We start from the raw sequence: 23646 nt of genomic DNA, 5'->3' as shown, positions 1-23646 counted from the left end.
TATCTTCGCCTTTTTTTTATTTACAGCTAAAAATGGTTCTGGTAAAAAAAGAGCCCTGTTCCGTTGGAACAGGGCTTTGTTGTTTTAGACGCTATATCTTTCCGCGCCGTTTTCAATTGTTTTTCTTGGAACAGGAATTGTGGCATAATTGATTTTGGGACGTATGACTCCCAAAATCATATCTGCAATTGCTCCAAGAGTGGTACTACCTGAACATTCACATTTGTGAAGGTCTACGTAGTAGGTGCTGGCATCTCGTACTTTTCGTTTCCAGTCACAATGACAAGCAACCAACTGGACCTTCATGCGAACATCGTGTCCGAGTGCTGAAGCCAGACGCGCTGGCCAGTCATTTCCATTCACGCCATCGTAAACAAAAATGTTTTTGATCAGGTCACGATCGGTACGCCACTCAAAGGTTCTGTAAATTTCTTGAAGCTTTTGTCTCAGAACTCTTTGTGCTTTGTCGCCGGCGTTTTTGGGGAAAGATAGAATGATTAATTTCCCGTCGCAGTAGACGCCTTCCTCATACCCTTCAATCGGGTTGTATGAAATAATCAGAGTGATTTGAGGATCTGTTTCATCCTTTGTTGGAGCAGGACGCAATTCAAAGTAGAATTCTTTGGCTAGGATATCTAGTAATTCGTCAGTTTTTACTACTTGAACAAGCCTGTTTTTATGGACGTCGCTGCCTACCCAGCCTGGTTGGAAGCTTGTATAGAAAATCCTAGCACTTGTACCAACTTCTATGATGCGCTTTAAGGTTTCTGGACCTTTCGCGACCTTGAGATCATTGGCATCATTGTCAATAACAATGAAATCAAAATTGTAAGACTGAAGTAGTTGAGCTGCTGCTTGACTGGCAATTTGAATCTCTAAATTTTCAGGAAGTCTTTCTTGCATCTGTACTGCGTCTTCAGTGTCGTCATTGATCAACAACATTGTCGAAATTCCCATTCTTGGCTCCTGTAAAGGGGTTTAATGTTAAAGGCCAAATTTAAGTGTAGTATCATTTACTGTATTTGTCAAGAGGTATATAAAGGACATTTACAACTGATTATATTTATGATAATCTTGGGTTGACCTTAGATCTTTACCAATCATTTCTCAGGAGGACTCAATGGATGAGAAAAAAGCAGACAGGCGTTTGTCAACAAAGGCTATTCACGCTGGTTTTCGGTTTAGGGAGAGTTATGGTTCAGCCGCGGAACCAATGTATCCGGCCACAACCTATGTTTTTCCCAGTGCAGAAGCGGCAGCTGCTGCATTTAAGAATCCTTATGCTGAGGAAAGTGATTTTGTTTATTCACGAATGAGTCACCCTAATGCGGCTATGGTTGAAGAGCGACTGACAGCCATTGAACCAGGTTCTGGAGCAGCTGCGATTTTTGCCAGTGGCGAGTCAGCGATTTTTGGCACGATATGGGGATTACTTCCTAATGGTGGAGTGATTGCCTGCTTAAATCCAATTTATGGTGGAACACATCACATGATGGCTAGGTTTTTTGGCCACATGTCTGATTTTGCGATTAATGAATATGATGCGCGAGATGGTGTGCCTGATTTTGGCTTTGGTCCGGACGTTTTGTTTTTGGAAACGCCAACCAACCCAACTTTAGTTATGGTAGACATAGATGCTGTAGCAGCAGCTGTTAAGCAATCCAATCCTAATTGCATTGTGGTCGTTGATAATACGTTCATGGGAGCGTTGCAAACGCCTTTTGAAATCAGTGAACATGTTGATTTGATTGTTTACTCTGGTACCAAGTACATGGGTGGTCACAGTAATGTTCTGTGTGGAGCTGTTTTGGCTCGAAAAGGAAGGGAGTATTTAATCCTGGACATTGAAAGAGTGCGTGGTGATTTTGGTGGCATTCTTCATCCGTTTGAATGTTGGCTCTTGCTGACTTTCTTGAAAACCTATGCAATCCGTATGAATACTCAGTCCGAAAGAGCGCAGATAGTTGCTGAATTTTTGCAACAGCACCACTTGGTAGAACGCGTGGACTTTCCAGGTTTGTGGCAATCTGGAGATGTGTATTATGAAATTTTCAAAAAACAATGTACAGCTCCAGGCGCTATGATTGCTTTTTATTTAAAGGGATTTGACCGAGAGCGGATTTTCCGTTTTCAGAATATCTTAGCGGAAAGACATCATATCTTGTTGGCGGTATCCCTTGGTGGAGTTAAAAGTCTTCTTTGTCACCCTGCTTCGACTACTCATGCTTGTATGGGAGAAGAAGAACAATTGAAATATGGTATAACTGAAAACCTGATTCGCCTATCCGTTGGTGCAGAAGAGGCGGAAGTATTGATAGAGGATTTACAGTTCGCTTTGGAAAATTGTTAAACCATAAAGCTCTGACATCTAATGTTGGAGCTTTTTTGTTAATATTGACAAAAAATTGTTTATTTGCTATTATATATTGTCTGTTAGTTATTTGAATTATATTGTTTACACCTAAGGAGGTTGAGGATGAGTTCGCGAAATACACAGATAAAAGAAGCACTTCGTAGAGCTGGCGTATTGAGTGGCCATTCAGGTCGTTGTACTTGCAGTGTGTGCATCGGCATGAACATGGGGAAGAGTTTTAGCCAGGCGCTGGAGGGACATTCATCTCGTTGTACTTGTAGCGTGTGTATTCGTTTGCGCAATCCGGGATTTTGTAAGTAACAATAACGGCGCCTTGATTCAACATCAGGGCGTCTTTTTATTGACAAGAGATTAGTTTTGAAGTAGTCTATTAAAATAAAGGAGGATCGAATGACAGAAACTAAAGAATTCGATTTTGTTTTGTCCGATAAAATTTTGGACAAGTACATTGAAAGTCAGGTTGACAATCTTTGGAGGGAGAAGTTAATAGGTCTTTTATGCGCTCCATTGTTGTTTTTTCGTTTTCCTATTAATATTCAATCTGAAAGATTGGATGTAACTCAAACACAAGCCTGGAGTAGATTGGGAGAACCATTGTCAAAAGCTCGGTTAAGGGAGAGGTTTCGGCAACATATGAATAGTATGTTCTCTGCCATTGCTGATAACATTAGATTTGATAAAACTGGTCAAGTAAATTTAACTGAAAGTTGTGCTGGTGGAAAAAAGATTTTTGTGACACCGTTTCTACTGAATTACTTCACAAGTGGAAATGATCGAGAAAAAGAGTTTTGGTTAAATTGGCACAGGCGAATTGTGATGGAGCTTGTTAATTGGCTTGATTACAAACATGATGGCGCGGCCAGTTTTAGCTGGGGAAAAATGATATTTAACGAATACAATAATATTGTAATTATCCCAGCAGAATTGTCAGCTTCAGTTTAAAAAAAGAGAGCTTAACTCCATGAGTTAAGCTCTTTATTATTTCTCCCCTTGACAAAATTATTCAGTGTGTTATAGTATATAGTTATAAAACAATATGGATTACTTATCACTTACAATTGTAAAGAAAGGCAAAAAGACTGTTCATGTCAGAACAGGCGCTTTTTGCTTAAGATAATGTGATCTAACTCTTAAACAAAAAACAGCTGTTCTGACGGACAGCTGTTTTTTGTTATGTTCTTTTTTAATTTAAGGAGGCAGTGATGACGTTCAATGAATTGCAAGCAGAATTAGAAAGTTATTGGCAACAGGTTCGCGATCATGATGATAATCGCAATGGACAGGAATTTGTTAGGGGATTAGTGAGACAACTGGCTTGTCGAGAAAGGAGGTCTTATTATCAGAGTTTTCTAGCTTGGGTAGAAAGTTACGGGTATGACATTGATGAAATTATTAATCGTCAGCGATCGGTAAGACAAGAGTTTGCAGAATTTTGTGGACAACAATATCCAGAATTTGCAGAAGTGACTAGATTAGATCAAGAGGAATTAGCGGAATTGGCTGGAATAACCAATATGGAAGAATTGACCAGATTGCATAGCTTTTATGATGCAATTAGTGATGATGGAAACTATGGTTATGCTGAACTAGTTCGTTATACAATCCGGTTTTTTGCTATGTTTGAGCATTATCACGATTCTCGACAAGGATATAATCTACACTTACAGTTGCGCAGTCGGATTGAGAGAAATCGTTCACTATTACGCCAAACTTTGGATGAAGTTCTAGATTGTCGTTTAGACGATGGTGACATTGAAGGTTTACAATTGCTTAGGGAGCGTTTAGATGATTTGATGGAACTGGTTACACGAGGAACTGGCTACTTTAGTTTAATTTTCAGATAGTAAAACGAAAAAGCTCAGCGACCAAGTCGTTGAGCTTTTCATTTAATTGAATTCTAACATTACTGATTCCACAGCGACTCAAATTGCTGTTTATACATATCGTGTACATGTTTGTTCTCAATAACAACTACGATGGGGTCCTTTTTCGTCCAGTTGCTGATTGCTACTTTGTTTCCAAAAATCCAGAACACGCTTAAGTTTGAAAATTCCTTTTTAAGAGTATATTTTGTTTTTGCAAATGGAAATTTCGTAATACGATGTCCTTTTGAGTCGGCGGCAACAATGTTGCGCATTTTAAATCCTTTTTTAATGGCGCGTTTTTCCCAGTCGTTAGTGAACTCGGGTCTTTTATCAATAAAATATCCGCGAGCGCCGATTAGATCAGCTTGTTCGTATTGAAGCATTTCATTAAAAAGATCACCAACCGCGTTTACGCCTTTTAAAATATAAGTATCTTTATTCCAAAGCTCATCAAAGTATTGTCGGTTGGTTTTGGCTAGAGTTTTATCTTCAATAATAAAGGCAGCAGGTTCTCCTTCGAGAGAAAGAATAATTACTTTGTCTTTAAAAATTAAGGTTACTCCTGGCGCTTCATGTTCGTGTACAAATTTAAATTCTGCAAAAGCGTCAGTTACTGACGGGGTCTTTTTGTGATGACTGCCCATGATTACCCTAGTTTTAATTCCACGTTTTCTTTTTTCTTTTTGCCACCATCGAAAAAAATCTGCGCCAAGGGCATCAACAATTTTCTCAGCTCCGCCGATTGCAACATAGTCACCCATATCTAAAACTTTCCGTATAACATTTCTTAATCCTTCTCGGCCATGATAAACTTGTATTTTTTGATCCCAAGCTTTATCAAATTGATTTTTAAAACCTTCAAATACTTCTGGTTTGTCAAAAGAAATTACAGTTGGTTCTTTTTCATAAATAATAATATGAGCTTTTTTCTTGTAAAGGCAAATTTGCATTGGGTTAGCAGAGGCTGTAGTATATATTTTTAATTTACTCAGTAAGCCCTTTGGATCTTCAATATTAAAACGATTTTTTATATTTTTGTAAGCTTCTTCATAACAAAGCATTTTTACTTTAATACCTTTTTTTATTCTGGCTTTGTGAAATTTATTATAGAAAGCTGCAATATTTTCGTCTTCATCAAGCTGTCTGCCGGTGGTACCAAGGATATAATATTCATCACCAGCTTCTAATTCATCTAAAAGATTGTACATTGCATCATGAAAAGCTGCTGTTCCGGTCTTGGTAGTTACTTTTTGGTCCCAGATGTCATTAAAGTAAGTATTAAAAGTTTGGGAAATGACAGGGTTGTCAAAATAAACGACAACTGGTGTTTTTTCGTACAAAATAAAAAATGTTTTATCTTTGTACATATTAATTTGCATTGGAATAGGAGTCTCAGAAGTATATTTTTTTAGAAAACTAATTTTTCCACTAATGTCACCGCAGGTTTCAAATCGTTTTCGTAAGCCGTTATAGGATTCTTCGTAACAAATCATTTTTGTTACCACGCCTTTTTTAATTCGATCCAGATGAAATTGATTAAACAATTCATCCACGCCTTGTGGGTAATCCTTGCCTTTAGCGCCAAGTATACGATATTCTTCGCCAGGCTCTAGAGAGTTAAGTTGTTCGTAAAGTGCTTCTTTGACAGCAGAAACCCCAGTTTTGACTAGGACTCGTTGATCCCAAAAGTACTCAAAGTATTTCTTAAAACCATTGACCAGGTCACGGCTTTTAATATTAATTGTCAGCGGATCCTGGCCAGCAAAGCCAAGATTAACTTGATCTTCGGCAAAGTCAAACCAAAAAGGTGAATCAATTTCAAATGGCAAGAATCTGGATTCCATATTCGGTAATTGGTTTCGCCATTTAATGCTGTCTAGGACATTCTTATCAGTTGTGCTTTCATATAGCAATTTTTGTTTTATACCTTTAGCCTCTCTTTTCTTGTGGAACCCGCGCCAAAAACTTTCCAGTTCTGGTGTCTGACTTAGTTTGCTGGCACCTAGGACAAAAAACTCACTGCCTTTGGGTAAGTTCAAAATTCTTGACCTAGCTTGTTTAATGCCATCAAGGCCTTCGTAAATTTTAATGTCGCGTTCTTCTTGCTTAGACATTTTTTTCAACTGTTCAACAGCTTGTATGGCGAGCTGTTTTTTATTATCTATTTCATCAATAAGTGAAGTAGGTGAGTTCGCTGAAAACTCAGCCACGCCTTTAACCATAACTTTAGTTACCAGCTGGCGATTTTCAAGACTATCGAGAGCTGTGTAAACAAGATTGCGATGCAGGCTTGTGTGTTCGATTATTTGACCGGCGCGGGATTTGCCCAAATCAAATAGAGCCAAATAAATACTTGATTCATTTTCTGTAAAGCCTAAGTTTTTAAGTTGATTTTTGAGCATATTTGTATATTGTCATGATTTATATGACAACTCTATCGTAGCAAATTTAGGTAAGACTGTCAATGATATATTTTTTTGTCTCGTTAATCATGACTGCCTTTGAGCTAAATTTACAAGAAAAAGCTTGACAGGTCATTTTTTGTATGATATAATGCGGTATTAAGTGACCTTTGACAAGGAGAAAAACTATGAAACGCAAATTGATGATGTTTAAGATTGTACAACTTTGTTGTTTTTTGTTATCGATTGTGGGTATTCTGATTATGTTGTCAATCACTTGGGCTGATAATCCGGCTGATGTCGGACAGGATAGAATGATGTTTGGTTGCTTCTTGGCCGCTGTTATGACAATTGCCACTTGGGAATTGCGATTTCGGAAAATGAGACTTGTTCAAAAAACTAAAACGGAGATCTAACAATGAAAAAGGTTATCTTGTTGATTTGTTCGTTTGTTCTTTTGTTGACTTGTTCGTCTGTGGCTACTGCTCAGACCAACACTTTTTTTGAAACTCAGACAATGGCAACGGAAGTATATGACAATTGGGTTGTTGATGGCGGAGTGTTTCATCGATTTTCCGATAACTGGAAGATCCGAACTTTTTTTCTGATGAAAAATTCTTGGGGACAAGCGCACTTGGGCCCGATCTGGCAACCGTTGGATTGGTTACAGGTTGGAGTTTCCGTGGGAGTGAGAAAAGGAATTGATGGTTGGGATTTTCAAACTTCATATTTGTTGGTTCTCAGTAAAAAAAAGTTTTCCTTTGTTGGGATGGTAGAGGCTGGCCGGCTGGCTTATGCTGGAGATCATGATCAAGTTTGGTATGATTTGACTGTCCGATGGAAAGCCATGAAGTGGCTGACGATTGGGTTAAAAGATCGCCGGCCGGCCGGGGTGGGCCCGCTGGTTGAATTTCATTTTTGGAAGTTAACTGCCTGGGCGGCCTGGGTTCCAATGGATTCTGAAGCACCTGAATTTGACTGGCCGAGAACTTTGCTGGGTCTGAAGATTTGTTTGTGAAATAAAAACCCAAAAACTCGGCTTCAGTGAAGTCGGGTTTTTTCTTGGAGGTGAAAATGCCTATTGCTATGTTTGTTGGGTCTTCCGTAATGCTGATAGTATGTGTGGTTGCTACGTTTGTGTACAAGGATCCCATGGCAGCTATTTTGGGTGTATTTTTTCTTGTTTTTTCTGTTTTGAACTATCATGAAATTCATGTTCACGCTTTGAAGAGTAATCCTTTGTACGAGCAAGTCGATTTTGTTAAAGAAATTCCTCAATCAATCGATGTTAAAGATGCCTTTAATACCAAAGAAAAAACAGAATACGTTTCCCGTGGTGTTGGTGTGGGGGTTGGCGTTGGGTTGGCGGAAGTAGAGCTGGAGAGCAAGGAACAATTTTTGGAAATGATTCCGAGTGACAGCATCATTTACAGTACATTACAGCAACGAGATAAATTTAGTATTGCTTTTAATTATCTAGCCTTTATGGCGGATAAACCCGGAGTATTTGTTTACGAGCAAGTAATTTATTGCCCGGCAGATAAAGAGAGAACGGTCATGGGAATGGATTCAACGGCTGAAGGTAAGGTTTTCGCATTTGGAGCTGATTTTTTGAAATGTAAATATACGAGGTGACAAATGGAACAAATTAAAACTTGGCCGGAACTGCTAGAGGTTCCGGATGGAAGTTTTGCCGAGTTGAAAAATTTTACTGATACTGATGGGGTGAAACATAGAAAAGGACTGGCGGTTGTTTATCAAATTCGAAATAAGTTGGATTATTGCAAAGTTCCGGGGGGAACACCCAGAAGTCCAGGGTGTCTATTTGTTATTGAGTGGGAAGGAAGGATTTCTGTTTTGGGAGTGGTAATGATTGAAGACTGGAGCGGTCAGGACGTTATACCAGCAAGAGATATTGAATTTGCAGAACATGATATTGATTTTGGAGGAAGCGTTGGTTCTGTGCAATTTAATATTATTTCTGCGCTGCTAATAATCAATGGATTGATTGAAAAAAGAATTCAGATAACAAGACAAGCACAGCAACTTTTAAATATGATTTAGTGTAGAAGCAAGGAGGAGGTAAAAAATAAAAAACCCTCGACAACATTGTCGAGGGTTTTTTGATACAATAATTATTGTCGAGCATAGACGACAGGTTTAAATATTGTATTCCATGGGGAAAATTGTTTTTTTGTTTTTCTGCCGAGTGGGGATAACATTTTTCTTGGATTTATAATTTTTGATTGACATAATAAAAGTAGAAAGCCGCCTGGGGGTGCAACCCCCAGGCTAGTGAAAGCAAATCCCTGTGAACAGGGATGCGGGTTGAAATTAATAAATAAATATATATTATGTCAAATGCTTATTATCGATTGTTTTATCATTTTGTTTGGGCAACGAAAAATCGAAAACCAATTATTACACCGCAAATAGAATGTATATTGAAGGAATTCATGCCTGGCAAAATTGGAGAATTGGGCGGTAAACAGTTAGAATTAAATATGACAGACGACCATCTTCATTTAATGGCAAGCATTCCACCAAGAATAAGTTGCGCAGAATTTGTTCATTCGATAAAAGGAAGCGCGTCAAATCATGTGAATGTCAATTTAAATGAACGGCTGTTTTATTGGCAGTCTGGCTATGGGGTTTTAAGTTTGTCGGAAAAAGATGTGCCTTTTGTAGGTAAGTATATTGAAAATCAAAAAGAAAGACACGCAACAAATAAGTCGTTAGAGATTTATGAATATATTCCTTAGCCCGCTTTAGGGGGCTTGTAAAAATCTAGCCTGGGGGTTGCACCCCCAGGCGGCTCTGTTGGCGATTATTGATTGTTAAGTTAAATGTAGAGATACAGCATTGATTATTAGGCACCATTGACTTTTTAATGATAATATATTATCCTTTTATTACTAAGAATTATCCCTTAACTTTAGATAGCTAAAAAGGAGGTACTATGGATGCTTTGATTTCATTTGTTTTTGAAATATCGCTCTGGGAAATTTTGGCATGTGTTTATTTAGTTGGAATTGTAGTTTCGTTTATTTTTCTCCAGTATGTTTCCGTTCAAGAAGGAAAACCCGGATTGACAGGTGCCGGACGTTTTTCCTTTGCAGAGTTGGTTATTTCAGCTATTTTATCTTTGTTTTCTTGGTTATTTTTGATTGTAATATTTTTACTGGGAAGTTACCGCGAGCCGGTAAATCGGCAAGGCTTATAGTCATTAATGTCATTGCGTTTTAGTAACACTAAGGCGCTTTTTTTTTATTTTAAAATTAGATGCATGTTAGAACTAGTGAAACCACATCCCTATGGGGAGTTCGGTGGTTTTGTTTTTTAGTAATCTGTGTTATCATTTTTTTGTAACAATAAACTATAAAAATATGAATGTAATTTGGTTGTATACTTTAGGAGGTGTTTTTATCGTCAGTTTAATTTCCTTTGTCGGAGTTTTAGCTTTGGCAATGAAAAAGGAAAAATTGGAACATTTTCTTTTGTATTTTGTTAGTTTTTCAGTAGGAGCACTTCTCGGTGATGTGTTTATTCACATTATTCCGCATATAACAGAGGAACATGGTTTTAATTTGCAAACTGGATTGTATTTTTTATTGGGAATAGTGGTGTTTTTTGTGGTTGAAAAATTTATTCACTGGCATCATTGTCACAAAGCAGAGCATGAACACACGATTAAGCCTTTAGCTTACACTAATTTAATTGGAGACGGTTTACATAATTTACTTGATGGTGTAATTATTGCATCTAGTTTTATGGTTAGTGTTCCAGTTGGCATCGCTACAACTTTAGCAGTTATTTTTCATGAAATACCACAGGAAATTGGTGATTTTGGTGTTCTTTTATACGCAGGCTTTAAAAAGAAAACCGCTTTGTTGTTCAATTTTGCATCAGCATTATTAGCAGTTGTTGGTGCAGTTTTAACTTTATTGTTAGCTCAGCATATCCACGGTTTAGAGGTGATTTTGTTAGCAGTTGCTGGTGGTGGCTTTATCTACATTGCTGGTTCAGATTTAATACCCGAACTACACAAGGGTGAGTGCACTAGGTGTCATGCTGCTTTTCAGTTATTATTTATTTTATTGGGAATGGCAGTTATGGCAGGATTGGTTTTGTTTGAATAGGTTAATAGAGAAAGAATAAAAAAACCAGCCTTTTTATAAAGGCGGTTTTTTATTATAAGGAAAATTATAAATTAATATATCCTCTAGTTACTGGGCCATAAAAGCCTTTGGCGGGAAATATATTATTGGCTTCTTGGAATTTTATCAAGGCTGATTGAGTTTTTTGACCAAAGAAAGTGGATTCATTCCCAGGTGAGCCGAAATCTGTATTACTGACGATGAAACCGTTGTCATTTAAATATTTTTGCAATGCTCTGACATCCTCTCCTGCCATGCCTTCTTCCAAGTTTCGGCTAGAAAGATCTTCTTGTTCTTGAACTTCAATCGTTAGTTCAATTGTGGCAGGTTCTTCGTACAAAATATTTTCTCCATCACTAAAAATGAGGGTATTTGGTAATTCTTGAATTGCTGTCCAGTCATAGTCATTGTGATTAAAGGAGTATTCATCAACAATCCATCTTTTTAAATTATTTTCGATTAAATAAACGTTTGGAGCGTCAGGATACTTGATTAATTTTTCCTCATAAATGGAGATGTCTACTAAGAGGGATTCACCATCTTGAAGCTGTGTTGCTGAATCAATCTCATTGATTTTGCTCCAGTCAAATTCTCTTTGGTTAAAAGTAAACTCATCAACGATCCATCTTTTCTTACCGTTTTCAATTAGATATATTTTGGGAGAGTCTGGATATTTAATTAATTTACCTTCATTTAAGGATGTTTGTGCTTCAGTTCTATCGGTTGAAGCTTCTTGTCTTATCGTTTCGTCTTCTTTGCGAATGGTACTTTGATCATCTGTTGGGGAAGTGGTAGGAGTTTCGACTTGAACAGGAACTTGATTATCAGTTGGAACGGTTCTTCTGCCAGAAATAGTGAAGTTTGCGGTTACTGTTATATCAGCACTTGCACTTAAATCAGTTCTTGGATTATCTAAAGATTCGTCACTCCAGCTTGAGAATTGGTAACCGTTTTCAGGTACAGCTGTAACCTCAGTTCCATTTTCTCCAGTATCAATTGTTTGTTCAGTTGTTCCAGTTATGGAACCATTAGATCCTGCGATGTAGGTTAAGTTATAGGCAATTGCCTCACCGAAAAGACCAACAACGGAAAAGTTATTTGTAGAACAAGTAACCGAGTTGGCGTCAGGATCAACAACACAGTCGGCTAATTCAAACCATTCGTCGTCATCATTTCGATGAAGTTTCAATGTACTTTCCTGGAGACCAGCAATATCTTCTTCATCATAGGTAATTGTTATTTCAACATCAGAATCAAACTCACTGACAGTTGAAGAAGGAGTATCAAGGGCCTTTATATCGAAAATGTTATCGCCGATTTTATTATAATTAGTTGGAGAAGAAAGAGCAGATATAACAGTAGCCGAATCTAAACTTTTAATTTGAAAATCTGCGGGATCCTCTGAAAAACTTTCCGGAATGGTCATTGCAAAAGTAAAATCATCACCTGATTGATTTATTGTACCACCATATTCGGGAATCGCGGTTGTTTCATTAATGGTTCCTACAGAAGCGTTACCCGCACAACCAGTAGTAATAAAAGTATTTTCAGCGCTGAGGGCTGTATTGCCAGATGAATCAGTCGAGGTGACAACATAATAATATTTTGTACAGGAAACAAGATCAGATAAGGTTATTTCATGGCTGGTAACCCCAGTATCTACATTTGAAACATCAGAAGCCGTTGAACGGATTTGATTAGGATCATAAATAATTTGGGATGAGGTTGCCTCATCAGTTGTCCAGGTAATAACAGCGGTTGTTGAAGTTGGCGTGGACGAAATGTCGGAAATAACAGGGTCCGTTGTATCATCAGGTGCACTTAAGAATTCAAACGATCCAATATCTGGTGTAGACTCTCTTATGAAATCTCTTTGATCAGCTGTCGGCACACTAACTGCTCCGTTAGTGCCAGTAGTTCCGTAATCAATAGCCACACTTCCGGTTGAAACGGAGAGAGTTTTGGTTTTATTGGTGTTGCCGTTAAATGCCAAATACGAATTTAAATTCAATGAGCCGGTAGTTATTGAGTTATTCAAAAGAAATGTACCGTCACGATCGACATCCGACCAGTCGCCAGTTCCAGACCATGTATAGTTCTGAGAAACACCAACAATATTATTTCCATTATCAACAACATTGCCTTGACCACTGGCTCGGAAGCCAAAGTCAACATAATAATCACTGTTTCGTTTAATATTATTGGCAATAATTGTATTTTTAATTGTTATCGTTCCATCGGAGTCATCTATGCCAAGGCCCGCAACACCTGTAGCTGTATTATAGGCAATTGTTGAATTAGTAATCGTTGCACTACCTTTTCTGATATGTATTCCACCACCTTCTGTGTAAGCAATTCCAGTAGTTTGTTGATTATAGGCAATTGTTGAATTGGTAACTGTTAAATAACCAGAAGGATCAACATAGAAACTGTTAACAATTCCTCCTCCCATGTAATAAGCAACATTATTATAAATAGAACTATTAGTAACAGTTAAAGTATGTCTATTCGAAATACCACCACCAGAATCTGAAGCTGAACGATTATTGTAGATCTCGCAATCATCAATCGTCGTTATTCCATCATTTCTAATTCCACCTCCATCACTTTGATAGCCAAAAACCCGACCATATCTGACAGTTAAATTTTGAAAAGTTACAGTTGCTCCAGAAACAACAGTAAAAACTCTTCGATTGGCACTGTTGTCTCGGCTGGCAGCCTGAATAATTGTCGTGTCTGCACCTTGCCCTTGTACGGTCAAGTTTTTTGTAAGCACATAACCTTGTTTGTAGTAGTCTCCAATTTCCGCAGCGTCAGTCCAAGTGAAGGTGCCGGTCAAGTCCAAAATATCGCCAGTAGCAGACATAATATATCCTTTGTGAAATGTTTTGTAAGGAGTATCAGAACTGCCATCACCAGTTGTGTCATTTCCAGTTGAATTATTAACGTAAATGGTTGTTGCTGCTCTGTTTTCCGCAAAGGTTGCAGATATAGAAACGTTTGCGGAAACATTTACATCAGTTCTAGGATTTTGTGCACTTCCATCACTCCAATTTACAAAGTGATATCCGCTATCAGGAACCGCAGTTACCGCGGTACTGTCAGCGGAATAATTCACAGATTGTGAGGTTGTTCCGGTCAGAGAGCCATTGTCACCAGCTGAATATGAAAGAGTAAAAGTATTAATTGTAAAGTTGGCAGTCAGGTACATGCTGGAAGAAATATTTGTATCTGTCCTTGGGTTGTCAGTTGAACTGTCACTCCAGCTAGAAAAGGCATATCCAGAATTTGGTGTGGCGGTAATAGCAGTTCCATTTTCTCCGGCGGAAAGTGTTTGAGAAGTTGTTCCAGTTACGGTGCCATTCGAGCCTGCCACATATGTTAAAGCATATCTATCTACACCAAAAACAGCATTAACATTAATATTTTCACCAGTATCAGTTCTCGGATTAGTAATTGATCCATCACTCCATTTAACAAAACTAAATCTAGAATTTGGTACAGCAGTTATTGCTGATCCAGTATCTCCATAATTTATGGTTTGTGACGTTGTCCCTGTGACAGAGCCATTGGCACCAGCTGTATATTCCAGGCTGTATGTTTTTAGCGCAAAATTTGCAGTTACATTAATATTCTCAGAAAGACCAAGATCAGTTCTCTTATCGGTTGTTACACCATCACTCCAGCTGAGAAAGGTGTAACCTTCATTTGGAATAGCCACAACCGGTCTATTGCTTCCTGCGTAATAGGAAGATTGACTTGTTTGCCCAACGAGAGTTCCATTAGTTCCAGCAGTATATGCTGAAGTGAAGGCAGCTAAGATAAAATAAGCTCGAACACTTTTGTTGCTCGTTATATTAGTGTCAGTTCTTGGATTATTTGTTGACCCATCACTCCATCTAAAAAAAGTAAACCCTGAATTAGCAACCGCAGTTATAGCTGTGCCGTTTTCCCCATAATTAATTGTTTGCGAAGCGCTGCCGGTAAGCGTTCCTCTATAATCGACCGTATACGTTAAAGTAAAAGTATTCATTGAAAAATTTGCAGTGACAGTAACATCTCCTGAAATACTGGTATCAGTTCGTGGATTATCAGTTGAAGCGTCACTCCAATTAACAAAGGAGTAGCCAGCGCTAGGTACGGCTGTCACAGCTGTACCGTCAGCCGCATAACTAACAGTTTGCGATGCTGTTCCTGTCAAAGAACCATTTGATCCGGCGGAATATGTAAGAGTGTAGTTTACGGTAGAAAAATTTGCAGTGACTGACAAATTGGAGCCTACACTGGTATCAGTTCGTGGATTAGCTGTTGAGCTGTCACTCCAATTTACAAAGGCATATCCGGTAGCAGGAACGGCAGTTACAGCAGATCCATCTGCGCCAGAGGTAACTAACTGAGTTGCAGTGCCCGTTAAAGAACCGTTTGCACCGGCAGTATAAATAAGATTATAAGAATTTGAAGCAAAGCTGGCCGTTACTGTAGCGTCAGCAGTGACACCACTATCTGTGCGAGGATTGGTGACTACTCCATCACTCCAACCAATAAAATTATATCCATCAGCTGGAACTGCGGTAACAGCTGTACCATTTGAGCCATAATTAACAGTTTGTGACGTTGTTCCTGTCAAAGAACCATTTGCTCCAGCTGAGTAGCTGAGGTCATAAGTGATGACTTGAAAATTAGCAGTTACAGAAACATTAGCAGAAACACTGGAATCAGTTCTTGGATTGTCAGTTGCTTCATCGCTCCAATCCACGAATTCATACCCCGTATTTGGAGTTGGAGTGACGGCTGTTCCGTTGGCATCTTCAGGAACATTTTCTTGCAGAGCAGTACCAGAAATATATCCACCGAGTCCTGATAAATAAGTCAAAGTATAAGTATTAAGGAATTGACCACCATATTCATACGCACCAATATCTACCGTTCCGCTTCTAGCTGCACCTCTTTGGTCGATTGTTGAGACAGTAACATTTCCATTTGTTCCAGTTGATCCGTTATTAATAGCAATACTTGATTCTGTTACGGCGAAGGTTTTTGTTTTATTAGGGCTAGAATTCAAGGCCGCTGCATCAGCGAAATTAATTGTGCCAGTTGTCTCTGTCCCATATTTAGTAAAAGTTCCATCTCGATCAGTGTCAGTCCAATCAGTGCTGACTGTAAAATTGTAATTCTGAGCATAACCACCAATAATATTATTTCCACCATCAACAACGTTGCCGTAGCCACTTTGTCTAAAATCAAAGCCTTTAGGGTAGGCGCCATTACTGCAATATGAATGAACTTTTTGCAGATTTCCTGCGAAAATATTATTTTTTAGTTTTACAGTGCCATTGGCATCATCCATTCCCACACCTGCAACTCCACAAGCAGTATTTTTAGTTACTGTAGTATTTGTAATAGTTCCGTTTCCTTTTCGAAAATGAACACCACCTCCTTCTGTATAAGCTATGACTTGCGTAACTTGATTCGAATAAATAGTTGAATTAGTAATAGTTAAATAACCACTAGCAGAAACGGTATAACTATTTAAAACACCACCACCCATGTAGTAAGCAATATTATTATAGATTGCACTATCATTGATGGTCATTAAATGACGATTTGATAGTCCACCACCACCATAACCGGTTGGCACTCGGTTGTTATATATTTCACAATCATTGACCGTGACTGTTCCTAAATTTAAAATACCACCGCCTTCATTATTTAATGCTGTTCCTGTTCTGTCATCAATTTTTCCGTATCTTATAGCAAGATCTTGAATAGTAACTGTAGTGTTAGCAGCAATTGTAAAAATTCTTCTGTCGGCGATATTATCTGCAGAAGCGGCTTGAATGATAGTTGCATCTGAGCCTTGTCCGCGGATGGTTAAGTCTTTGGCTATGGAATATCCTGTGTATTTGGCATCGCCAGTTTCAGCTGCATTGGTCCAGTCGAAAGTACCGGTTAGATCGATAACATAATCATTTTCAGCTTGGGTGTAGGCTTTGTGAAAAGTTTTGTATGGATTGCCGGAGGTTCCATTGCCGACATTGTCGTTTCCGGTGGAGCTGTTGACGTAGATGTAGGGCGTTGATTCGATGAAGGTTGCTGTTAGAGTGGCGTCGGCGATTACACTGGAATCTGTTCTAGCGGCGGTAAGGATACCATCTGACCATGTAGAAAAGACATATCCAGAGTTGGCTACGGCGGTCACAGTGAGGGCTGTTCCATTGTGGGCGACGTTTTGAGGAGTGACTCCTGTCAAGGATCCGTTTACTCCTGCGGAGTAGGTTAGAGTGTAGACTCGAGTGGCAAATGAGGCACTTACTGTGACGTCTTCAGAGACGTCAAGGTCTGTTCTTGGGTTTGCTGTAGACCCATCACTCCAGCTGACGAATTGGTATCCAGTGCTTGGGACTGCGGTGACAGCTGTACCGTTTGAGCCTTCTTCAATGGTTTGAGAAGTTGTACCGGAAATTGAGCCGTTGTCTCCGGCTGAATATGAAAGAGAGTGAGTTAAAGGATTTAGATTTAGAATTATATTTGGACGGTATGAATTCAGAGTACCAGTACCCGGGCTGGATGGGCTATAATTGACTGAATCACTTTGTCTATAAATAAAAGTATTACTAGCGCTAGTATAGTACCATTTGCTACTTGAGGATGTGTAGCTTCCGTGATTGTTGTCGATGGCAATTATTAGATTGTCTGATCCGTTGTATTCAAATTCGCTATCGAGTGTAATAGTATCCCATGCTGAAGCTCCAGCTGTTACGGATACTGAACCAGAATATACTTGGGTCAAATCTCCTACTGCGACCCAATCGCTGCCAGAAGAAAAAGTAGCTTTGTCGGTATGGCCCATATAGACAACCATGTTATTCCAGGTATAAGTGTTGTTGCCGTTGTATTTAAACTTTATCGTATCGATAGATCCGTTGGAACCAATATCAGAGCTGGTGTAGATCATTTGAGAGTATGAATAGCGATAATAATTAGCCCAAGGTAAATAGTTTTGAGAACCTGTTCCTTCGCCAATTTGAACTTCAGAAGCTGTGGCTTGACTTTTGGGATTGTTTGAGGCTGAATCGGTTAAATAGTTTTCAATGCCGGCATCGCCGTTGTATTCGAAAACTTGCACTTGATAAGTGGCGGAACTGGAAAGTCCGGTAATAGATACGTTGGTACTTGTTCCATTGTAAACGCAGTACCAACCGGTAGAACCTATTTGGGTACCTGAACTAAAGGCTGTGTTGGCGGTATAAGTGGTGTCGTCGACCGGTTCGGCTGTGCCTGATGATGCTTGTTTTATAAATACGGCTCTGGCGTCACCGTTACCGTTGGTCCAGGAAGTGGTGAATCCAGTCCCGGTAACAGAAGAAAAGCTGACATTGCTAGATTGGGTGGTCGGTTCTGTTACTGAATTGGTTGCTTGAGTTTTTGGGTTGTTTGAAGCGCTATCGGTGAAGTATTTGGAGAGTGCTCCACTGGTATTGTATTCAAAAACTTGGGCAATGTATGTTGTTCCGGTTGATAAACCTGTAACTGTGACACTTGTTCCTGTGCCGGAGTAGACTGTGTACCATCCAGTTGATCCTATTTGAGTTCCGCTTTCAAATGCTGCATTGGCTGAATAGGTGGTGTCGTCTACTGGGGAAGCTGTTCCTGTACTGGCTTCTTTTAGAAAAACAATTCTTGCGTCTCCGTTACCATTTGACCATGAAATGTCTGTTTGAGTATATCCGACTGAAGAGAAGCTAATGTTTGTGGTTTGAGTGCTGGGTGTTGTTACTGAAGTGCTGGCGGAAGATTTGGGGTTGTTTGATGCTGTCTCGGTAAAATAATCATAGGTTGATTCGAAGCTGTCGTATTCGAAAACTTGAGCTATGTAGTCTGTGCCTGCAGTCAGTCCGGTAATAGTTACGCTTGTGCCGGTGTTGTTGTAGACTGCGTACCAGCCTGTGGAGCTAATTTGGGTTCCGCTGCCAAAAGTGGTGTTGGCGGTGTAGACAGTGTCATCTACTGGAGTAGCTGTTCCGGTGTTGGCTTGTTTTACGAAAACGACTCTTTTTGTGCCATCACCGTTGCTCCAACCGATGGTCATCTGGGTGTAGGCTATTGAAGAAAAAGTGATATTTGTAGCTTGGGTTGTTGGTTCTGTTACTTCTGCTGTTGCTTGAGTATTGGGATTATTGGTGGCGGTGTCTGTAAAATAGTTTTCTCCACCTGAGGTGATGCCGTTGTAGGTGAATACTTGGGCAATATAATCGGTTCCGGCAGATAGTCCGGTTAGGGTTACGCTTGTTCCAGTACCGTCGTATACAGCATACCAACCGGTGGAGCTTATTTGGGAACCGCTACCAAAGGCCGCATTGGCAGTGTAGTTTGATTCGTCGACAGGGGAGGCCGTGCCGGTATTTGCTTGTTTTACGAAGACAATGTTTTTTGATCCGTTGCCTGCTGTCCAGCTGAGGTCTATTTGGGTGAAGTTAACTGATGAGAAGCTGATGGAAGAGGCTTGGGTTGTCGGCTGGGTGATGGTATAGTCGCCGTCGTATTCAAAAGCTCCAATGTCGGCGGTACTGTTTCGGCCAGCTCCTCTTTGATCGGTTGATGGAATACTAACTCCATTGTTAGCCGTAGCATTGGCATTATTGATGGCGATACTACTGCTTTGTATTCCGTAGGTTAGTGTGCCATAGGTATTGTCATTGTTTGCTGATGAGCTGTCCAGATTTAATGATCCGGTTGTTCCTATTGAGTACAAATCGTAGGTGCCGTTGTTGTCTTGGTCAGTCCAGTCACCGGTGGCTGCGGTGTAGTATTTTGAAGCTCCGACTATGTTGTATCCGTTACTGGTGATAGTCGCGGCAGTTTCTTTGAAAACATTATTGTATTGTCCGCCATTGTTTGATGTATTGCCAGCTACAATAGTATTTTTAAGATTAAGGACAAGGCCTGCATTACCAGAAACATAAATCCCACCACCTCCATAGGGAGTATAATTGCCGGTAATTGTACAATTGGTGATTGTTGCTGTGGCTGTGGTATTATCATTTGCTCCGACCAATATTCCTCCGCCGTTGTAGCTAGGGTAACCTGGACCGATGTTGTTATAGACGGTGGAGTTGGTCATGATGAGATCTGCTCCGGAGGTAATTACAATTCCAGCTCCGTCGTAATAGACGCCATTGGAATAAATCGAAGAATTGGTGATGGTGGTGTCTCCTGAAGCGTAAATTCCCCCTCCGTAGCCACGATAGGCTTTGCAGTTATTTACTTCTGAGCGGTTCATTGTCAAAGTCGCTGTTCCACCGACATTAATACAACCGCCTGAAGTGTATGTTGTTGGGTAGCCATATCTAATGTTGAGATCTTGTATTGTGAGGTCGTAACTACCGGAAACTGAAAAAACCTTTTTGCCGGCTGTTTCTGCAGAGGAAGCGGCTTGTATGAATGTTGTTGAGGCTGATTGGCCTTGGAGGATTAGGTCTTTGTCAATTACGTAGCCTGAAGTGGTAACATCGCCAGTTTCGTCGGCGTTTGACCAGTCAAAGGTTCCGGTTAAATCCAAGGTATCTCCACCGGAAGACATAGTATATGCTTTGTGAAAAGTTTTATATGGAGTACCAGAAGTACCGTCACCGGTGCTGTCGTTTCCAGTGGAATAATTGACATAAATTGTTATCGGGGTGTGGGTGGCCTGAACTTTTGGATTGTTTGAAGCCGAATCTGTGAAATAGTTAACAGTACCATCGGTTACTCCGTTGTGTTCAAATGCTTGGAAAATATAGGAAGTGGAATCTGTTAGTCCTGTCATAGTGACAGAGGTTCCGACCCCATTGTATATAGCGTACCAGCCAGTTTCACCGATTTGATCTCCGCTACCAAGAATAGAATTGGCTGAATATGAAGTACCGTCAACAGGACTGGCTGTTCCTGAGCTAGCTTGCTTGGCAAAGACGACTCTCTTGTCACCATTTCCATTTGTCCAGCTGAGAGCTAGTTGTTCGTTGTCGACTAGGGTGAATGATATCTCTGTTGTTTGAGTTGATGGTTCGATGACTGTTAGACCTGTACCGTTGTATTCAAATGCACCGATGTCTGCAGCGCCTGCTCGGGTGGCATTTCTCTGGTCAGTTGAGGGGATTCCAACTCCGTTGTTGGCGGTAGCATTTGAATTGTTGATGGCAACGCTACCGGATAAAATCCCGTAAGTATATGTTTTTCGTGAACTATCATTGTATGAAGGTGTGGAGTCTAAATTTAGTGAGCCTGTTGTGCCTACTGAATATAAGTCATAAGTTCCATTATTGTCTTGATCTCCCCAATCTCCTGTAGTGGGGGTGAAATATTTAGAAGCTCCAACAACATTATATCCATTACTTGTAATTGTTGCTGCAGTTTCCTTAAAAATATTATTATATTGACCTCCGTTATTGGAGCTATTGCCAGCTACAATACTATTTTTTAAATTCAAAACAAGTCCAGCATTACCAGAAAGATAAATCCCACCACCTCCATAGGGTGTATAGTTGCCGGTAATTGTACAATTGGTGATTGTAGCTGTTGCTGTTGCGTTATCATTTTGGCCAATTAAAATTCCACCACCATTATAACTTGGATAACTAGCTCCGATATTATCGTAAACAGTTGAATTCGTCAGGATTAGATTTGCACCACCAGTAATAACAATTCCAGCTCCATCGTAATAAACACTATTTGAATAAATAGAGGAGTCAGTGATAGTCGTATCTCCTGCAGCATAAATACCTCCACCATATCCAGTTTGGGCTTTACAGTTGTTAACTTCTGATCGGTTCATGGTTAAGGTTGATGTTGAACTAACCAAAATACAACCACCAGAACTATATGAGGTTGGATAACCATATCTTATATTAGCATCAAGAATAGTTAATGAATAACCGGCTGAAATTGTAAAAACTCTTTTACCGGAAGATAGCGCAGTCGAAGCAGCTTGAATAATTGTTTGATCTGCACCTTGTCCTTGAATAATTATATCTTTTCCAATTGTATAGCCTGAAGAAGATGCGTCACCAGTTTCGTCGGCGTTTGACCAATCAAAGGTTCCGGTCAAATCCAAGGTATCTCCACCGGAAGACATGGTATATGCTTTGTAAAAAGTTTTGTAAGGGGTTCCTGATGATCCGTCACCGGTGCTGTCGTTTCCAGTGGAATAATTGACATAAATTGTTGTCGGAGTATGGGTGGCCTGGACTTTTGGATTGTTTGAAGCCGAATCTGTGAAATAGTTAACTGTACCATCGGTTATGCCGTTGTGTTCAAATGCTTGAAAAATATAGGAAGTTGAATCTGTTAGTCCTGTCAAAGTGACAGAGGTTCCGACCCCGTTGTATATGGTGTACCAACCTGTTTCGCCGATTTGATCTCCGCTACCAAGAACAGAATTGGCTGAATATGAAGTACCGTCAACTGGGCTGGCTGTTCCTGAACTAGCTTGTTTTGCAAAGATGACTCTTTTGTCACCATTTCCATTTGTCCAGCTGAGAGCTAATTGTTCGTTGTCGACTAGGGTGAATGATATATCGGTTGTTTGAGTTGATGGTTCGATAACTGTTAGACCTGTACCGTTGTATTCAAATGCACCGATGTCTGCAGCGCCTGCTCGGGTGGCATTTCTTTGGTCGGTTGAAGGGATGCTAACTCCGTTGTTGGCTGTAGCATTTGAATTGTTAATGGCAACGCTACCGGATAAAATTCCGTAAGTATATGTTTTTCGTGAACTGTCATTGTATGAAGGTGTGGCGTCTAAATTTAGTGAGCCTGTTGTACCTACTGAATATAGTTCAAATGTTCCGTCGTTGCCTTGGTCGGTCCAGTCGCCCGCGGCTGCGGTATAACTGTTTGATCCTCCGATAATGTTGTAACCGTTGCTGGTAATGACGGCGGCTGTTTCTTTGAAGATGTTGTTGTAGTTTCCTCCATTGTTGGAGTCGTTTTGGGCTACGATACTGTTTTTTATATAGAGACGTAGATCGGCATTTCCAGAAAGATAGATACCGCCACCTCCATAACGAGCATAGTTATCTGTGATTGTTGAGTTGGTAATTGTTGCTGTGGCCGTGGTATTGTCATTTGCTCCGACCAAGATTCCTCCACCATTATAGTTTGCGTTACCAGAACCAACATTGTTGTAGACGGTTGAATTAGTTAAAATCAGATTTGCACCACCTGTAATTACAATTCCTGCTCCATCATAATAAACGCCATTCGAATGAATTGCAGAATCAATAATAGTAGTATTACCGGAAGCATAAATACCACCACCATATCCGGTTTGGGCTTTACAGTTATTAACCTCTGATCGATTTATGGTTAGAGTGGCAGTTGAATTAACTAAAATACAACCTCCAGAGTTATAGGAGGTTGGATAACCGTATCTAATATTGGCATCAAGGATAGTTAATGAATAACCGGCTGAAATTGTGAAAACTCTTTTGCCGGAAGATAGCGCGGTTGAAGCAGCTTGAATAATTGTTTGATCTGAACCTTGTCCTTGAATAATTATATTTTTCCCAATTGTATAACCTGAATAAGATGCGTCACCAGATTCGTCACCATCTGCCCAATTAAAAGTACCGGTCAAATCAAGAGTATCATCAGTTGAAGCTGAAGTATATGCTTTATGAAATGTTTTATATGGAGTACCCGAAGTACCGTCACCTGTGGTGTCGTTTCCAGTTGAACTGTTGGAGTATATAGTGGCAGCGCTTGCAGATACAGCTGTAAAACAAAAGCCGACTATTACAAAAAGTAATATAAAATATTTTTTCATATTTGGGAAATCATTATGTATTTTTCATATATATTATACGTTATTT

At 39.7% G+C, this 23646-nt stretch carries 14 protein-coding genes; 11 read left to right on the top strand and 3 right to left on the bottom strand.

The window, feature by feature from the left end; translation table 11 throughout:
* Window positions 1–84: 84 nt before the first annotated feature.
* Window positions 85–957 carry a hypothetical protein gene (locus HN643_01675; GenBank protein ID MBT7500359.1) on the bottom strand — a complete coding sequence of 291 codons (873 nt, stop codon included), beginning with the start codon at window positions 955–957 and terminating at the stop codon, window positions 85–87.
* Between the two features lie 163 nt (window positions 958–1120).
* On the opposite strand from HN643_01675, the gene HN643_01670 reads away from it, so the two are divergent.
* The 4 genes from HN643_01670 (at window position 1121) to HN643_01655 (ending at window position 4218) form a co-directional block, all read left to right on the top strand.
* On the top strand, window positions 1121–2350 hold the full coding sequence (locus tag HN643_01670) for a PLP-dependent transferase (protein MBT7500358.1): 1230 nt from the start codon (window positions 1121–1123) through the stop codon (window positions 2348–2350).
* Window positions 2351–2476: 126 nt separating this feature from the next.
* The gene (locus HN643_01665) at window positions 2477–2674 is read left to right on the top strand and encodes a hypothetical protein (GenBank protein ID MBT7500357.1); all 198 of its coding nucleotides are present in this window, start codon (window positions 2477–2479) and stop codon (window positions 2672–2674) included.
* A gap of 90 nt (window positions 2675–2764) precedes the next feature.
* On the top strand, window positions 2765–3316 hold the full coding sequence (locus tag HN643_01660) for a hypothetical protein (GenBank protein ID MBT7500356.1): 552 nt from the start codon (window positions 2765–2767) through the stop codon (window positions 3314–3316).
* A gap of 260 nt (window positions 3317–3576) precedes the next feature.
* Window positions 3577–4218, top strand: a complete 642-nt coding sequence (locus tag HN643_01655; GenBank protein ID MBT7500355.1) for a hypothetical protein — start codon at window positions 3577–3579, stop codon at window positions 4216–4218.
* 59 nt (window positions 4219–4277) lie between these two features.
* On the opposite strand, the gene HN643_01650 is transcribed toward HN643_01655, so the two are convergent.
* Window positions 4278–6641, bottom strand: a complete 2364-nt coding sequence (locus tag HN643_01650) for a hypothetical protein (GenBank protein ID MBT7500354.1) — start codon at window positions 6639–6641, stop codon at window positions 4278–4280.
* 188 nt (window positions 6642–6829) lie between these two features.
* Here HN643_01650 and HN643_01645 point away from each other — a divergent pair, with 188 nt between their 5' ends.
* The 7 genes from HN643_01645 to HN643_01615 all read left to right on the top strand — a co-directional run bounded on the left by HN643_01645 (window position 6830) and on the right by HN643_01615 (window position 10780).
* The gene (locus HN643_01645; GenBank protein MBT7500353.1) at window positions 6830–7057 is read left to right on the top strand and encodes a hypothetical protein; all 228 of its coding nucleotides are present in this window, start codon (window positions 6830–6832) and stop codon (window positions 7055–7057) included.
* A gap of 2 nt (window positions 7058–7059) precedes the next feature.
* A complete protein-coding gene (locus tag HN643_01640) occupies window positions 7060–7659 on the top strand; it encodes a hypothetical protein (protein MBT7500352.1) in 600 nt (199 codons plus the stop codon).
* Window positions 7660–7715: 56 nt separating this feature from the next.
* Window positions 7716–8276 carry a hypothetical protein gene (locus HN643_01635; GenBank protein MBT7500351.1) on the top strand — a complete coding sequence of 187 codons (561 nt, stop codon included), beginning with the start codon at window positions 7716–7718 and terminating at the stop codon, window positions 8274–8276.
* 3 nt (window positions 8277–8279) lie between these two features.
* Complete coding sequence (locus HN643_01630; GenBank protein ID MBT7500350.1) at window positions 8280–8705, top strand: hypothetical protein; 426 nt, start codon at window positions 8280–8282, stop codon at window positions 8703–8705.
* Between the two features lie 290 nt (window positions 8706–8995).
* Window positions 8996–9403 carry an IS200/IS605 family transposase gene (gene tnpA / locus HN643_01625; GenBank protein MBT7500349.1) on the top strand — a complete coding sequence of 136 codons (408 nt, stop codon included), beginning with the start codon at window positions 8996–8998 and terminating at the stop codon, window positions 9401–9403.
* A 197-nt stretch (window positions 9404–9600) separates the two neighbouring features.
* Entirely contained in the window at window positions 9601–9864 is a 264-nt protein-coding gene (locus tag HN643_01620; protein ID MBT7500348.1) for a hypothetical protein, read from the top strand.
* Between the two features lie 163 nt (window positions 9865–10027).
* The gene (locus HN643_01615; GenBank protein MBT7500347.1) at window positions 10028–10780 is read left to right on the top strand and encodes a ZIP family metal transporter; all 753 of its coding nucleotides are present in this window, start codon (window positions 10028–10030) and stop codon (window positions 10778–10780) included.
* A 64-nt stretch (window positions 10781–10844) separates the two neighbouring features.
* On the opposite strand, the gene HN643_01610 is transcribed toward HN643_01615, so the two are convergent.
* Window positions 10845–23600, bottom strand: coding sequence for a hypothetical protein (locus HN643_01610; protein MBT7500346.1), 12756 nt, complete (start codon window positions 23598–23600; stop codon window positions 10845–10847).
* Window positions 23601–23646: the final 46 nt, after the last annotated feature.

The organism is Candidatus Falkowbacteria bacterium (genome assembly GCA_018674305.1).
GTDB lineage: Bacteria > Patescibacteriota > Patescibacteriia > UBA11705 > JABHMO01 > JABMRF01.
This window is presented reverse-complemented; position numbering and strand designations above follow the sequence as displayed.

Bases quoted from the DNA above. Each gene is read 5' to 3' on its own strand.
- HN643_01675 (MBT7500359.1), bottom strand. From the start codon at position 957: ATGGGAATTTCGACAATGTTGTTGATCAATGACGACACTGAAGACGCA.
- HN643_01670 (MBT7500358.1), top strand. From the start codon at position 1,121: ATGGATGAGAAAAAAGCAGACAGGCGTTTGTCAACAAAGGCTATTCAC.
- HN643_01665 (MBT7500357.1), top strand. From the start codon at position 2,477: ATGAGTTCGCGAAATACACAGATAAAAGAAGCACTTCGTAGAGCTGGC.
- HN643_01660 (MBT7500356.1), top strand. From the start codon at position 2,765: ATGACAGAAACTAAAGAATTCGATTTTGTTTTGTCCGATAAAATTTTG.
- HN643_01655 (MBT7500355.1), top strand. From the start codon at position 3,577: ATGACGTTCAATGAATTGCAAGCAGAATTAGAAAGTTATTGGCAACAG.
- HN643_01650 (MBT7500354.1), bottom strand. From the start codon at position 6,641: ATGCTCAAAAATCAACTTAAAAACTTAGGCTTTACAGAAAATGAATCA.
- HN643_01645 (MBT7500353.1), top strand. From the start codon at position 6,830: ATGAAACGCAAATTGATGATGTTTAAGATTGTACAACTTTGTTGTTTT.
- HN643_01640 (MBT7500352.1), top strand. From the start codon at position 7,060: ATGAAAAAGGTTATCTTGTTGATTTGTTCGTTTGTTCTTTTGTTGACT.
- HN643_01635 (MBT7500351.1), top strand. From the start codon at position 7,716: ATGCCTATTGCTATGTTTGTTGGGTCTTCCGTAATGCTGATAGTATGT.
- HN643_01630 (MBT7500350.1), top strand. From the start codon at position 8,280: ATGGAACAAATTAAAACTTGGCCGGAACTGCTAGAGGTTCCGGATGGA.
- tnpA (MBT7500349.1), top strand. From the start codon at position 8,996: ATGTCAAATGCTTATTATCGATTGTTTTATCATTTTGTTTGGGCAACG.
- HN643_01620 (MBT7500348.1), top strand. From the start codon at position 9,601: ATGGATGCTTTGATTTCATTTGTTTTTGAAATATCGCTCTGGGAAATT.
- HN643_01615 (MBT7500347.1), top strand. From the start codon at position 10,028: ATGAATGTAATTTGGTTGTATACTTTAGGAGGTGTTTTTATCGTCAGT.
- HN643_01610 (MBT7500346.1), bottom strand. From the start codon at position 23,600: ATGAAAAAATATTTTATATTACTTTTTGTAATAGTCGGCTTTTGTTTT.